13 protein-coding genes are annotated in these 12,933 nt (G+C 59.8%); 5 read left to right on the top strand and 8 right to left on the bottom strand.

Going from position 1 to position 12,933, the window contains the following annotated elements; genetic code table 11:
- Positions 1 to 15: 15 nt before the first annotated feature.
- From C7477_RS13640 to C7477_RS13630, 3 genes are all read right to left on the bottom strand, one after another.
- Positions 16 to 438, bottom strand: coding sequence for a DoxX family protein (locus C7477_RS13640; RefSeq protein ID WP_110753049.1), 423 nt, complete (start codon positions 436 to 438; stop codon positions 16 to 18).
- A 474-nt stretch (positions 439 to 912) separates the two neighbouring features.
- Positions 913 to 2,130: an MFS transporter gene (locus C7477_RS13635; protein WP_110753047.1), complete on the bottom strand. Its 1,218-nt coding sequence runs from the start codon at positions 2,128 to 2,130 to the stop codon at positions 913 to 915.
- 14 nt (positions 2,131 to 2,144) lie between these two features.
- On the bottom strand, positions 2,145 to 2,528 hold the full coding sequence (locus tag C7477_RS13630; RefSeq protein WP_181418425.1) for a hypothetical protein: 384 nt from the start codon (positions 2,526 to 2,528) through the stop codon (positions 2,145 to 2,147).
- A gap of 353 nt (positions 2,529 to 2,881) precedes the next feature.
- Between C7477_RS13630 and C7477_RS13625 the strand changes: the two genes are divergently transcribed.
- Both C7477_RS13625 and C7477_RS13620 read left to right on the top strand, forming a co-directional pair.
- Positions 2,882 to 3,856, top strand: a complete 975-nt coding sequence (locus C7477_RS13625; protein ID WP_110753043.1) for a LysR family transcriptional regulator — start codon at positions 2,882 to 2,884, stop codon at positions 3,854 to 3,856.
- 108 nt (positions 3,857 to 3,964) lie between these two features.
- On the top strand, positions 3,965 to 5,416 hold the full coding sequence (locus tag C7477_RS13620; RefSeq protein WP_110753041.1) for an amidase: 1,452 nt from the start codon (positions 3,965 to 3,967) through the stop codon (positions 5,414 to 5,416).
- A 23-nt stretch (positions 5,417 to 5,439) separates the two neighbouring features.
- Here C7477_RS13620 and C7477_RS19235 read toward each other — a convergent pair whose 3' ends face one another.
- Entirely contained in the window at positions 5,440 to 5,673 is a 234-nt protein-coding gene (locus C7477_RS19235; RefSeq protein ID WP_245411842.1) for a hypothetical protein, read from the bottom strand.
- Positions 5,670 to 6,059: a hypothetical protein gene (locus C7477_RS13610; protein ID WP_110753039.1), complete on the bottom strand. Its 390-nt coding sequence runs from the start codon at positions 6,057 to 6,059 to the stop codon at positions 5,670 to 5,672. Before C7477_RS13610 ends, C7477_RS19235 begins: the two co-directional genes overlap by 4 nt.
- 466 nt (positions 6,060 to 6,525) lie before the next feature.
- Here C7477_RS13610 and C7477_RS13605 point away from each other — a divergent pair, with 466 nt between their 5' ends.
- From C7477_RS13605 to C7477_RS13595, 3 genes are read left to right on the top strand one after another with little or no spacing between them, the layout of a single operon-like run.
- Positions 6,526 to 6,882: an SPW repeat protein gene (locus C7477_RS13605; protein ID WP_110753161.1), complete on the top strand. Its 357-nt coding sequence runs from the start codon at positions 6,526 to 6,528 to the stop codon at positions 6,880 to 6,882.
- A gap of 21 nt (positions 6,883 to 6,903) precedes the next feature.
- Positions 6,904 to 7,950: an HlyD family secretion protein gene (locus C7477_RS13600; RefSeq protein ID WP_110753037.1), complete on the top strand. Its 1,047-nt coding sequence runs from the start codon at positions 6,904 to 6,906 to the stop codon at positions 7,948 to 7,950.
- Positions 7,947 to 9,563, top strand: coding sequence for an MFS transporter (locus C7477_RS13595; protein WP_110753035.1), 1,617 nt, complete (start codon positions 7,947 to 7,949; stop codon positions 9,561 to 9,563). The genes C7477_RS13600 and C7477_RS13595 overlap by 4 nt, the downstream gene beginning before the upstream one ends.
- A 20-nt stretch (positions 9,564 to 9,583) precedes the next feature.
- Here C7477_RS13595 and C7477_RS13590 read toward each other — a convergent pair whose 3' ends face one another.
- The 3 genes from C7477_RS13590 to C7477_RS13580 all read right to left on the bottom strand — a co-directional run bounded on the left by C7477_RS13590 (position 9,584) and on the right by C7477_RS13580 (position 12,819).
- Positions 9,584 to 11,659: a PAS domain-containing sensor histidine kinase gene (locus C7477_RS13590; RefSeq protein ID WP_210206151.1), complete on the bottom strand. Its 2,076-nt coding sequence runs from the start codon at positions 11,657 to 11,659 to the stop codon at positions 9,584 to 9,586.
- A complete protein-coding gene (locus C7477_RS13585) occupies positions 11,652 to 12,068 on the bottom strand; it encodes a response regulator transcription factor (protein ID WP_110753031.1) in 417 nt (138 codons plus the stop codon). The genes C7477_RS13590 and C7477_RS13585 overlap by 8 nt, the downstream gene beginning before the upstream one ends.
- Before the next feature lie 100 nt (positions 12,069 to 12,168).
- Positions 12,169 to 12,819, bottom strand: a complete 651-nt coding sequence (locus tag C7477_RS13580) for a response regulator transcription factor (RefSeq protein ID WP_110753029.1) — start codon at positions 12,817 to 12,819, stop codon at positions 12,169 to 12,171.
- Positions 12,820 to 12,933: the final 114 nt, after the last annotated feature.

The raw sequence follows: 12,933 nt of genomic DNA, 5'->3' as shown, positions 1-12,933 counted from the left end.
GGTTTTTCCTGAATGTCACACCGCTTGCGCCGTATCGGTCAGGTTCGCTCCGGCTTTGCGTTCCCGCAAGGCATCCAGGCTCCAGACGCCTGGACCGGCAGCCGCGAAATAGAGGAAGACAAAGCAATAAAGCATGGCTGCTTCACCATGGTTGAGCACAGGGAAAAAGCCGTCCGAACCATGCGCGATGAAATAAGCGAAGGCCATCAATCCGGAGAGGAGAAAGGCGACCGGGCGGGTGAACAGGCCTAAGATCAGCAGCAGCCCACCGGCGACTTCGAATATTCCGGCGGTGTATAGCAACGGATTGAGAGGATATTCAAAAGGGGCCGGCCAGCCGAAAAGCTTCATCGTGCCATGGGTAAAAAACGATCCTGCCGCAAAGATGCGCAGGACGCTGAGAATTTGCGGAGCGAAACCGCTGATTTGAGTGGGCATGTCTGTCTCCCAGGTTAGGCGATATAATGAGTGGTTTGATAATTAAATCCGCTCAACAAGCGTTCGCTTAGAGAACGTCATCGATGCGAATGGGTAGTGCCTGATCGCTGACCATGAGCATCAGGCTAAGCGTGGCACTCTCCATTTTGAAGCAGGCACTGAAAAGATTTATACTTACCAAAAGGAGAGTATCGGAGGCGGAAGTGATGATCTTGACGGAAGCAGCCAAGCTTAGGTAATTTGCCGATTGCAGTCACTGATTTGGCTGCCGTAGGCGTTACCGTCATCCAACGAGTCCTTTGCCGAGAGGCTCCCCGCAGGGAAATCTGGGCGGTTTTTACTTGGACGCCTGACATGACACCGCTCTCCTCTCCATTCCTGATATTTGAACGCCGGACGGCAGGGTAGATGTATCCATAATGCATTTTCTCCCCCCGGTTTGTTTACTGCCCGCAACAGAGCAGGCAGTAAACTTCAGGCGGAATTACGCGACGGGACGGCGGCTCGTTGTGCCGCCAGATAGCGCCACACCGCCACCAGAAGTTCCAAAACACCCATGATCAGCAAGGCGTACAGCAGCGCTTGATATCCGCCTTCGACGATAATCCGCCCCCCAAGCAGGGGAAAGCCGAACACGCCAACGAAATAGAACAGCGAGAAATAGACCAGAGTGCGGGAGCGCAAGTTTTCGTCGGAGGCGTTGACCGCCTGGGCCTGGATGAGCGGATAGACCAGGCCGTAGCTGAGACCGAGCAACAGGGAACTCGCGGCATAGAATGCGGGGCCCGCAGGCATCACGGCGAACATGATCAGCGACAGGCACATCAACACCAGCAAGACGATGGTGGTCTTCATCGGCTCTTTCCGGTTGACGAACCCGCTAATGAGGAAACGTCCCCCGATGACCGCAGCGGTGTAGGAGATGTAGAAAATCGAATAGTTCAATCCCTTGGAGGCTGCGAACGTTGTCTGGAAATTGACCATCGAGCTGAAAACGCAGGCTCCGAGAAACACCATGATCAACGGGTATTTTGCCGGCGAGCGGATGATCCGATGCAACGCCGCGGCTTCTCCGCCCGGCAGCGATTCGCTCTGCGGTGCAGCGATATGGGACAGGCTTCGTCCCGCGATGTAGAAGAGTATGGCGCTCGCGATCGCCAGCACCATTGCGCCTGCGAAGATAACCCAATGCTGCACCCCGGCCGCGAGCAGCCCATGCGCAGCGACCGGAGCAAGGCCCATGCCGAGCATATTGAACGCCGACAGCACACTGAACAGCACCGCCCGGTTGGCGTCGGTCACCAACCCCGATAGCATGATCGGACCGATGGTGAAGGCCAGCCCCCACCCGGCGCCGAGCAGGAAGCCGGCTAGATAAAACAACGCCGAAATCTCGTGGGTGAAGGCAAAGACCGTGGCGCCGAGCGCATAGCACAGCGCGCCGGCCGCAACGACAATATGCGGCTTCCAGAAGTCCATGATCTGATTGGCGAAGCCGACGCACAGGAGCGTACCGAAAGCACCGGCGAACAAGATGTTGCCGACGATGGCCTCGTTTCCACCGAGCGCTTCGACATAAAGCGGCAAAGTAAAGAACAGGCCATAAGCGGCCGCGATGCACAAGCAAGCGAGATAGACAATCGCGCGCGAGCCGGCATGAGAGGATGGGGCAGTCTGGGCTGAAAAAATCATGAGATCGTGCTCCTCTATGCTGCGATGGCCGCGAGTATCTCCCAGCGGGAGATTTGGATATGGACACGTTCGACGTCACGCCGATGAGGCGACGGCTGGTCAAGGAAAGCCGTCATCGTCGGCTGATGGTTATGGCCGAGTTCCTGCCATAGGCTTTCACCAAGGCGCGGCATCAGCGGATAAGCCAACAGAGCAAAGCTCTTCTGCCACCAATAGGCTCCGTCCGGAGTGTCGCAATAATCGGCGGCGCGCTCCAACCAGTCTTCCACCGCGCGAGCGGCCCGGCGAAGCGAGAAGCAGGCGGGGGACAATGCCGCCGCACCAGGCGGCATCATCGACCAGCACCGTATCATCCGTGCCCAGAACCAGTTCGAGAGTTCCGCCGCGAAGTGACTCAACCTCATCTCTTGTCGCGATACGGGTCATGCCGCTGGTCAACTGCCTGCTGAAGTCCGCGTGCTGCGAGGAGCTGACAACCCACATCACCGGAAGCTTTCTGGCCGGCATCGGTCCCGCCCATTGCTCAAGCTCCGCGAACAACTCCTCGCTACGCCGCGCAAAAGCACGATGTGTCGCACTTATGCCGAATGGCACGCGGATTGCTCGCACGAATGTTCCCAATCATTCGAACCTTGTCGCGAATGTTTACATCGCGAACGTGCCAGCTTCATAATACATTTTATGTTGGTGAATTATGCATTTCCTGTTATATTTCCAGATTGCGCCTTTTCCTGAAAGGCAGGAATGACTGATGAAACTTTCCATGCGGCAGGTCAAATATATTAGCGAAGTTGCGAGACTTGGAAGTATTCTTGCCGCCGCCGAGGCTCTCAATGTTTCTCAGTCTTCGATCATCGCCGCCATCAATCTTGCGGAAGGAGATATGGACGCGCGGTTGTTCGAACGGCGGCCATCGCGCGGCGTTACCACGACGCCTGCCGGTGACCGCTTTGTCAGTGCGGCTCAAGGGTTGCTCGCCGCCGAAGCCGAGTTCGCAAAGTCGATTTCATCACTCAGCGGCAAAAATGCTGCCGAGATCAAGATCGGTTGTTTCGAGCCGTTCGGCTCTCTTTTCATGCCGGACTTGATCCGGGCCTACACCAATCGCGTGGGCACGGTCGATGTTGCCCTCTTTGAGGGCGATCAGACACAATTGCACCGCTGGCTTGTCTCTAAAACGGTCGATTTCGTGGTTGCCTATGATATCGGTCCAAGCTTCAACGGCAATATCACGCCAATCTGCCGGGTTCCGCCGCACGTCATGATTGCGTGCGGCGATGAGTTGGAGGCACGGGATGCTTTATCGCTCAGCGATATTGCGGAGCGCCCGCTGGTGCTGCTCGACCTGCCGCACACCGTGACTTATCTCCTGGCATTGTTCGATACGGTGGCGATTTGTCCCAGGGTCGGCTTCCGCACCCGCTCCTATCCGACCATGAGCCGGGCAGTTGCAGCCGGTTTCGGTGTTTCGGTTCTGAACATGCGCCCGCTATTGGCAACAGAGGAAGATGCCGGCGGTGTGGTGCGCCGCCCGTTGATCGACGATCTGCCGCAACCAACTCTTGTGGTCGCGGATGCTTATGGGGCGCAAAAGCCGGAATACGCGCGCTTCTTCATCCAGGTCGTGCGGGAATTTTTCGATGCGCACGGACTGCCATCAGCCTATGAGACAGCCTATGAGACTCCAGCGCGGGCAGGTATAGAGCCATCTCAAATTATGAAATAGAACAATAAACTCCAGAAAATGAACTATGCGATGCGGGGAATGTCGGTAGTCTTTCGAACAGCGATCAAATGAAATCGCATATCGAAGGTACTGAGGCGACAGAGGCTTATGCATCAAATTGGTTCGCACGGTGAGGCGCCGCTGAAGGTGCCCGAAGCAGCTTCATTGGTCGATGTGCCAGAGCTGTGTGACCTCAGTGCCGAACAATTGGTGAATGCCTACAGGGATGCGATCCTGTCGCCTGTTGCGGTAACCCTGGCGGCTTTAGACAGGGCAGCCGCGGTAAACACCGCTCTCAATGCCTTCACCCTGATCGATCATGACGGGGCGCTGTCCGCGGCCAAGGCGTCAGAGGCGCGATGGCGGGCCGGCAACCCGGCTGGACCACTCGATGGTGTTCCGACCACGATCAAGGACATCGTGACGACCGAGGGCTGGCCGTCCCGTCTAGGCAGCCGCACGACCGATGCCTCGCCACAGCCGCTCGATGCCCCGTCGGTCCAGCTTCTGCGCCGGGCCGGAGCGGTTCTTATCGGGCAGACCACCACGCCGGAGTTCGGCTGGAAGGCGGTAACCGACGGGCCATTGTTCGGTAAGACGCGCAATCCCTGGAACCCGGACCTGACGCCGGGCGGATCGTCGGGCGGCGCCGCGGTGGCGGCGGCTACGGGTGCGGGGGTGTTGCATCTGGGCAGCGACGGTGGCGGCTCGATCCGCATTCCAGCATCATTCACGGGCATCGTTGGCCACAAACCTACCTTCGGGCGCGTCCCGGCCTTTCCACCAAGCGCCTTTGGCACCGTCTCCCATATCGGGCCAATGGCCAGACGCGTCGAAGATGCTATCGCCATGCTCGACATTTTGTCCGGTCGGGACTTGCGCGATTGGCATCAGAGCCCGGTCGCCTTCAAGCCCGCGAGGATGGAGGCTCAACCGAGCCTGAATGGCCGCCGCATTGGACTATGGACCACGCCGCCGGCCGGTCGCGTTTCGCCCCAAGTCGCCGCTCAAGTGCAGAAAGCCGCGGCGACGATCGAATTGCTCGGCGCCCGTGTCGAAGCGGTGGAGCTGCCCCTGGGCGGACTGCTCGATCTGTTTCACACCTTGTGGTTTGCTGGCGCGGCAACCCGCTTGCGTACCCTCACCGCCACGCAGCGGAGCGGGATGGATCCGGGACTGTTAGAGATTGCAGAGATTGGAAGTCATATCTCAGCCGCCGACTACGTTGCCGCGAGCGTTCGCCGCGCCGAGTTTGGCGCGGCAATGGAACGTCTTTTCGAATCCTTCGATCTCCTCATCTCGCCGGCGACCGCCATCACGGCCTTCGCCATCGGGATGGAGGTTCCGCCTGGCTCAAATCTAAAGCGGTGGACCGAATGGGCCGGCTTCAGCTTTCCGCTTAATCTGAGCCAGCAGCCCGCCTGCTCGATCCCCTGCGGCTTTTCTGCGGACAATCTGCCCATCGGCTTGCAGATTATCGGACCTCGCGGCGCCGATCAGCGCGTCCTCGCAGCAGCGGCTGTCTGCGAACGAGCTTTCAAAGGGCAGCTTCATATTTAAAAACATGGCGCGGAAACAACAGCTCAGAGATTCCTGTAAACCGGCGCGCAAAACTGGCTCTGACGAACTTTTGGCGATGTTTCAGGTTGCGCCAGTGATGCGGCTTCGAGCAGATCGAATTTCCCGCGGCCATACATCTGCCGTTTGACAAGTTTGCCATCGATCGCTGCCCCTGCTCTGCTGGTCGGCAGGAATGCCCATTTCGGTGTCAGGTAGCGATGGAATATTTCGTCAGGGCCAATCCGGACAGTCTTCACCCGCGCGCCCCATTCTCCAGATCGCGGATATAGGCCAGCACGGCTTCGACGTGACCTTCCGCAACCAGCTCGGCTGCGGTGCGATGCCCATAGTCGGCAATCGGCTCGTTTCGATACCAATAGATCGTCTTGTCGAGGTCACCGGTTAGCTCGGTCGCTGCCGAGATGACCTTTACCATCTCGCGCATCCGGCCCTGAAGCCGCTCGGACGACGGATTGCGCAAGGTATTGCGATGGACGCCGGTCAGTTCCGCCAGGTTCGTTACATTTACACCCAAGGCCTTCGACAGGCGCTGGGGCGAGATGTAAGGTGTGCGCGGTTCCTGAAGGCTATCGACAAAGCCGGAAACAACCGCGTGGCGCTGCGCTATTTGAGCCTGGACCATCAAAGCCTCCTGTTCTTATTCGCACAATATATGCACATAAATTTGCATATCAATCGCCTATTTCAGCATTCATGGCGAGAATTCCGACCCGCGTAGTCCCCATGCCACGGGTTCTGCCGCCTGGATGGGAGAGATTGCTCCGCAAGCCCCGCCGTCTCCTCTATTGCGCTAGCAAGAAATTGTCATAAACTTGATAAAAAGATTCATATATCAAAGTCTGCATAGCTGGTGTTGCGAATGTGAGGGCAGGTAGATGAAATATTGCCTCTCTATCGGCGCGCCGTGAACTCCAGCGCTTTGATACCTTCCCACCACCATGCCTAGCCGCCCTAGACCTTGGTATTACTCGACAGACCCTTGCGTAGAATAGGCTGGCGCCCCGGACTGCTTCATTGTCATCGCAGCGGCCACCCGCACCCTGATGAGATATGTGGGCGCGGCAAGCGAGCTGAAAAAGGTGATGAAGATGAGAGATAATGTACCAAGCAAGGGGTTGGAGTGGACCAATCTCATTCTAGGCGCTTGTCTGGCTTGCGCTGCAACCGGGTTCGCCGGGCCGCCTGTAGCAGCCTTGAATGCAGGCATCGTCGGCGCGCTGATCGTGGGCTGCTCCATCATGGCGCTCTATCGCTACGGGACTTGGGCCGAACGGTCTAATTTGACCTTGGGATGCTGGGCAGTCGTCGCGCCGTTCCTGCTCGGCTTCGGATCGGCCCAGTCGCCGATGTGGACGCATATCCTGATTGGGCTTTGCGTCGCGGCGATCGCCACCATCCAGCTTCTGGCCAGTCGCACCGCGCATACGCCTTCGAGCAACAAGTAATATCCATTACCGGAGGGCGCAGTGGCGCAATTCAACAAGAAGAAGATCACCGGCTTGGCGCTGTGCGTCGGCGCCTTGGTGGTGCTGGCTGCGGGATGGGCCTGGGCTCGCTCAAACGGTGAGACTTCGACCGACAATGCTTATGTCCGTGGCAATGTCACCTCGCTCGCCCCGAAGGTTGGAGGCTACGTCACGGCGGTGGACGTTGCGGACAACCAGACCGTCCGCGCGGGTGACATCCTGTTCCGCATCGATGATCGGGACTATCGCGCGCGGCTCGCGGAAGCCGTGGCCAATGTCGAAGCCGCCCAGGCTCGCCTCAACAATGTCGATGCCGAAACCCAACTTCAGCAGGCCGTCATTCAACAGGCCGAGGCCCAGAAACTTTCGGCCGTGGCCGAATTAAACCTCGCAAAACTGGCATCCGACCGCAGCCGCGAACTCATTCGCACCAACGCGGTGAGCCGTGCGCAGGTCGATCAAAGTGATACCACGCTGTCGAGAGCCAAGGCCGGTGTAGCAGCGGCATCGGCAACGGTGCAAGCACAGCAGCAACGCATCGCCGTTCTTGCGGCCCAGCGCGAAGCTGCCGTCGCCGCGGTCGCACAGGCGCAGGCCGCACGCGAGCTCGCTCAAATCAATCTCGACAGCACCGTGGTGCGCGCGCCGGTCGGCGGCGTTGTCGGCAACCGCCAGGTCCGCGTCGGCCGGCTTGTTGCGCCGGGAACCCCTCTGCTCGATCTTGTTCCGCTCGACGACTTATGGATCGTCGCGAACTTCAAGGAAACCCAGATCGAATATATCCGGGCCGGCCAGCCTGTCCGTATCACCATCGACGGCTATCCGAACGAGACGTTCAAAGGCGTGGTCGACAGCTTTGCACCCGGCAGCGGGTCGGCCTTCAGCTTGCTCCCCGCCGACAATGCGACGGGGAATTTCGTCCGCGTCGTTCAGCGCGTTCCCGTGAAGATCCGGTTTGCCGGCAATCCATCGCCCGGCCCATTATCCGGGCGCCTCGTGCCCGGCCTGTCCGCGCGTGTCGAAGTGGTTCAGGGAAGCGGCTCATGACCACGACGGCCCTCACCACTACGCCGAGCCGCGACACGTCGGCGGCGGAAACTCTTCTGGTCGCGGGCATCGTGCTCGCTACGTTGACGGAAGCGATCGCCAGCACCGTCCTGTCGCTCGGCCGCGGCGATATCATCGGCGATACTTATGCGACGCCCGATCAGTTTGCCTGGCTGGACATCGGATATACCGCGTTGAAGCTGATCGGGTTCATGACCGCTCCCTGGCTGATGACCAGGATCAATCCGCGCAGCCTGATCGTTGGCGCAACTCTCGTCATGGGCACGGCCTGCGGCATTGCCGCCATCACCGCCCGGCTGGACCTGCTGGTCGCGCTCCGCATCATGCAGGGCTTCTCCGGCGGCATCCTGCTTGTCGGGGGCCAGACGATTATTTTTCTTAGCCTTCCGCGCTCCCGCCAGCCGATCCTTCAAGCCCTGTTCGCAATGGGTGCGGTTGTCGCGCCCGCGACGATCGCCCCGGCCCTTCAGGGGTGGCTGCTCGACAACCAGTCCTGGACATGGATATTCTTCAGCGTCGTTCCGATTGCCCTGACGGCTGCCGGGTTGCTTTTGATAGCGGACAGCCCGACGCCCGTCATGACCACGCGCACTCCGTTCGACTGGATCGGCTTCCCGCTGATTTGCGTCACGCTTTTCTGCTTCACCTATGTGTTCAGCCAGGGCAGCCGATGGGACTGGTTCGAGGAACCGCGCATCCTATGGCTGACGGTGATCGGCTCAGCCGCTCTGCTGACATTTCTCGGCGGCCAACTGATCGGCAAGGGCCAGGGCCTGCTCGACTTTACCCTGTTCGGATCGGAGGACTTTTCCTTCGCCTTTGTCGTCAGTTTCGTCGCCGGCGCCGCATTGTTTGGGAGCGCGTATCTGATTCCGTCGTTTGCCGTGTCCGTCCTCGCGTTCACGCCTACCGACGCCGGTCAGCTCCTGTTGCCGAGTGGCGCGCTTTTCATCGGTGCGCTGCTCCTTGCCGCATTTCTCATGCAGACCCGTCGCATTCCCCCGATCGCCACGGTGCCGTTCGGAATTCTGATGATCATGGTTGCGATGTGGATGCTCTCCGGATCAACCAGCCAAAGCGGCGCGGACGACATGATGGCAGCCATCCTGTTGCGCGGCCTGGGCCTCGGCTTCCTGTTTCTGTCGATCACCCTGATCGCGTTCAGCAACCTCGACAGCCGTAATCTTGCCTCAGGCATAGGCCTTTTCAACACGGGTCGCCAGCTTGGCGGTCTTATGGGCGTCGCCGGGCTCCAGACGCTGATCGACCATAACATCGCCGCCAATGTCGCGGTGCTCGGCGCAAACATCACCGCAGGCCTTCCTGAAGTCAGCCAGCGTCTGACAACGACGGCAGCCATGCTGATGGCAAGGGGAATGGACGCCGCGGACGCCAGTCGGGCAGCCACGAGCCTCTTGGGCCGTGCCGTCACAGGTCAGGCCACGGTGATCGCCTTCGACACGGCGTTCAACGCGGTCGCCCTGCTGTTTGTCATCGCCGCACCGGTGCTGATCACCATCAAGATCGGGCTTTCCCGATATGCGAAAATGCGCGCGTCGCGGGCCCGCAAGGTCGGGGAGGACGGAATATGACACCCCAAGCTGAAGTCGGCTCAATCCGCCTTAGGCGGAACCGGCAACGAAAACCGGAACTGCGCGCCGCCATCGGAACAGTTCGACGCGCCGATGCTCCCGCCATGCGCCAATATGATCGATTGGCAGACCGCCAGGCCGATCCCCATGCCCGTCTCTTTGGTGGTGAAGAAGCTGTCGAAGATATTGTCGAGGTTCTCGTCAGGGATGCCCGGCCCGCTGTCATGAATCGAGAACACGACGGCCCCCTCTCCATCCACACGCGTGGCGAGATCGATCTTGCGTACCGGTCTGCACCCCTGTGCGATAGCCTGAATACTGTTGACGAGCAGATTGACGATCACCTGCTGCAACTGGACCCGGTCCGCCAGGATCACGGGAAGATTAGAGGCGAGCCTCACTGAGAGGTGAATCGACTTGGCCTCGATGTCGTGGCGAACGAAAAGGAGCGCCTCCTCGATGACATCGTTCAGATCGAGCGAAACCCGCGCCGGCTCATGCTTCGCCGCCATTCCCCGGATGCGTTGCACGATATCGCTCGCGTGGCGCGCACTGGATACGATGCGTGTCGTGAGCTGCTCGACCTTGGCTCTGTTGGGATTATCGCGCGACAGCCATCGCAGGCTGGTCTCGCCGTTGGTGACGATGGCCGAGAGCGGCTGGTTGATCTCATGGGCGATGGACGTGGCGAACTCGCCGAGCATCGATACCCGCGCTGCATGGGTAAAGTCGGTCTCTACCTGACGAAGCTGCCGCTCCGTCCGAAGCCGTTCGGTGATATCTTCCAGGCTAAAGAGCGTCACATCAAGCCGTTCCGGCGGCGCCGGAAAAGTTACCGAAAGCTGCACGTCGAGCAACCGGCCGTCGAAGGTCCGAACCTTCATGATTTCCGTGTAATTACGTTTTCCCTCGAAACGCGCGAGCATGATCCTTCGAGGCGTCTGAGGAGAGGCCTCGAACAGGAAGGCGACGGGCGTGATGAAATCAGCCGGTGCGGTTCCGCCGAACAGCGCAACTGCCCTTTGGTTGGCCTCGGTGATGCGCACCACATTTTTCATGAACTCGACCAGTTCCGGATGCTGGTCCAGATAGGCGTTGAGATCGCTTACGCCGGTGTTCTTGAGTTTCTCGAACACTGGCGCCATGCGGCTTGCATCGACCTGCAGCAGGGCGGTCGGCAGATGGTGGATCAGCTTGCGATAGCGCTCTTCGCTGGCGCGCAGATACCAGAACGAACGATCATCGTCCGTCGCGCCATTGACCGCCACGAACACTATGTCAGGTCGCCCGCCCTCCTCTGATCGCCACGCGGTAACGACCGGATCGCGAAGCACTCCATCGCAAGCAAGCTTGCGCATTCGGGGGATACCACGTGAGTGGTCCGTCGCCACGGCCACGATGAGTTCGGCAAGCACGTCACGGCCGACGCGCGGCCAAAAGGCGCTGGCGGATTGGCCGATCATGCCGGCGCGCCCCACATGCGCGCCCACGAGATGCGCGGCCCGCTCGTTGACATCGACAATGCGCGCACCCTCCAGGAGTTCATCCGTCCAATCTGGCTGCTGTGCCAGTTCGGCCATCGCTCCCCGGCTGAACAGGTCCGCTATTTGCTCGATGAGCGGACGAACACCCGATATGTCGAATTCCCAGCTGGCGGTTGCCAAGCGGTGCACATCGATATCCAACGCTGAAGACAGAGGAGGTTCTTTGCCGGCACATCGCCCATATTCGACTACGTCGCGCGGACGGCCGTCTGCACTGCATCTCACCGTCTGCCTGACGGATGCGGTAATGCGGCCACCCCATAACGTGCGCCGGTCGACATGGCCCTCCCAGGCCCCCTCCTGCATGAGCGACTGCCATTGCGTGATATGAACCGCCGTATTCGCGGACATATCTCCAATGCTGCGTCCGACCGCGCCGATGGCCGGCCAGCCATAGAGCGTTTCGGATGCAGGATTCCAGTATCGGATATTGCCCGTGAGGTCGAAGACGATCACGCTGTCCGATGCGAGGTCGGCCAGCTCATTCGCTTCGGTGTTTGCGGAAAGATCGATATTGTCAACGCAGCCACGCCGCCATGCCATGTCAGTCATCAGCGTTTCCTCCATACCCGTCACCGGGCGAAAAGTCGTAGCGTACCGCTGATTTCAAATGCTGAAGGAGGGCGTCGGAGGCCAGTGGCTTTGTGAGATAAGCATGCGCTCCAATGGCAATGGCGCGCGACCGGATGTTCGGGTCGGTGTGCGACGTAACGACGATTACCGGCATGGTCGAACCCATTGTCTTGAGGCGCTGCAGCAGGTCCAGTCCACTGATGCCGGGCAGCCGCACATCGGTGATGAGACAGTCAAACACGCCGGATTCATGGGCCGCCAGAAAGGTTTCGGCCCGCTCGAAAGTATGGCACGGCAGGCCAAGGACCTGAAAGAGATCGGAAAGGGCCTCACGCATGGCCTCGTCGTCTTCAACGATCGCAATAACGGGCGCTTCGAACAAATCCATGACCTTCGCTGTTGCTGCGGCCCTATCCTCATAAGGGGGACAGCGCGCCGCTCTATCCAGGTCTCGCCGAATCCCCTCTGCATTGGAACCATACCAAGGTCTAGGCCAGAGACCGGTCGCGACTATCGCCGGGCAGCGCTTCCCAGGCGCGGATCAGTTGTCCGACGGAGGCAAGCTGCATCTTGCGCATCACATTGCCGCGGTGAAGCTTCACGGTGATCTCGCTGATGCCGAGATCGAAGGCGATCTGCTTGTTGAGCCGGCCATGCGCGACTTCGTGCAGTACCTGACGCTCACGCGGCGTCAGCGTCATAAACCGCTCGACGTGCTGCTTGACGGTCCGGGCTTCAGCCCGTTGCGCGACATCCCGCTCGATGCCGGTTGCCACCGCGTCGAGCAGGCTCTGATCCCGGAAAGGCTTTGTCAGAAAATCGACCGCTCCGGCCTTCATCGCCTGAACCGTCATGGGAATATCACCATGGCCGGTGAGAAAAATAATCGGCTTTGCGTTGCCCTTTGAGGCAAGTTGTTGCTGCAGGTCGAGGCCGCTCGACCCCGGCATACGGACATCCAGCACCAGACAGCCGGGCCGGTCCGGAAGCTCCCGTTCCAGCAGCTCGCGCGGTGAGGCGAAACCGCCGGCGTCGAGGCCTACCGATAGCATCAGTTCCTGAAGTGAGTTCCGTACGTCCTCGTCGTCGTCGACAATGAGGACCAGCGGGCGATCCGTATCGGCAATGGGTGTGATCATGAAAAGAACCTCGATATATCCCGTCCCACAGAGCCGGAACAGGCATGGCTTCCTGCAATTTTGTCCCTGTCCTATGGGTTCAGTATGGCGGTTTTGGCGTCGCCGGCTTGCGGG

This window comes from Paramesorhizobium leguminum (assembly GCF_003217235.1).
Taxonomy (GTDB): Bacteria; Pseudomonadota; Alphaproteobacteria; order Rhizobiales; family Rhizobiaceae; genus Paramesorhizobium; species Paramesorhizobium leguminum.
The sequence above is the reverse complement of the archived record's forward strand: the minus strand, read 5'-3'. Positions and strand labels throughout refer to the sequence as shown.

What these genes read in the sequence shown, in the direction of transcription:
- C7477_RS13640 (WP_110753049.1), bottom strand. Translation starts at nt 438, where the DNA reads ATGCCCACTCAAATCAGCGGTTTCGCTCCGCAAATTCTCAGCGTCCTG.
- C7477_RS13635 (WP_110753047.1), bottom strand. Translation starts at nt 2,130, where the DNA reads ATGATTTTTTCAGCCCAGACTGCCCCATCCTCTCATGCCGGCTCGCGC.
- C7477_RS13625 (WP_110753043.1), top strand. Translation starts at nt 2,882, where the DNA reads ATGAAACTTTCCATGCGGCAGGTCAAATATATTAGCGAAGTTGCGAGA.
- C7477_RS13620 (WP_110753041.1), top strand. Translation starts at nt 3,965, where the DNA reads ATGCATCAAATTGGTTCGCACGGTGAGGCGCCGCTGAAGGTGCCCGAA.
- C7477_RS13610 (WP_110753039.1), bottom strand. Translation starts at nt 6,059, where the DNA reads ATGGTCCAGGCTCAAATAGCGCAGCGCCACGCGGTTGTTTCCGGCTTT.
- C7477_RS13605 (WP_110753161.1), top strand. Translation starts at nt 6,526, where the DNA reads ATGAGAGATAATGTACCAAGCAAGGGGTTGGAGTGGACCAATCTCATT.
- C7477_RS13595 (WP_110753035.1), top strand. Translation starts at nt 7,947, where the DNA reads ATGACCACGACGGCCCTCACCACTACGCCGAGCCGCGACACGTCGGCG.
- C7477_RS13590 (WP_210206151.1), bottom strand. Translation starts at nt 11,659, where the DNA reads ATGACTGACATGGCATGGCGGCGTGGCTGCGTTGACAATATCGATCTT.
- C7477_RS13585 (WP_110753031.1), bottom strand. Translation starts at nt 12,068, where the DNA reads ATGGATTTGTTCGAAGCGCCCGTTATTGCGATCGTTGAAGACGACGAG.
- C7477_RS13580 (WP_110753029.1), bottom strand. Translation starts at nt 12,819, where the DNA reads ATGATCACACCCATTGCCGATACGGATCGCCCGCTGGTCCTCATTGTC.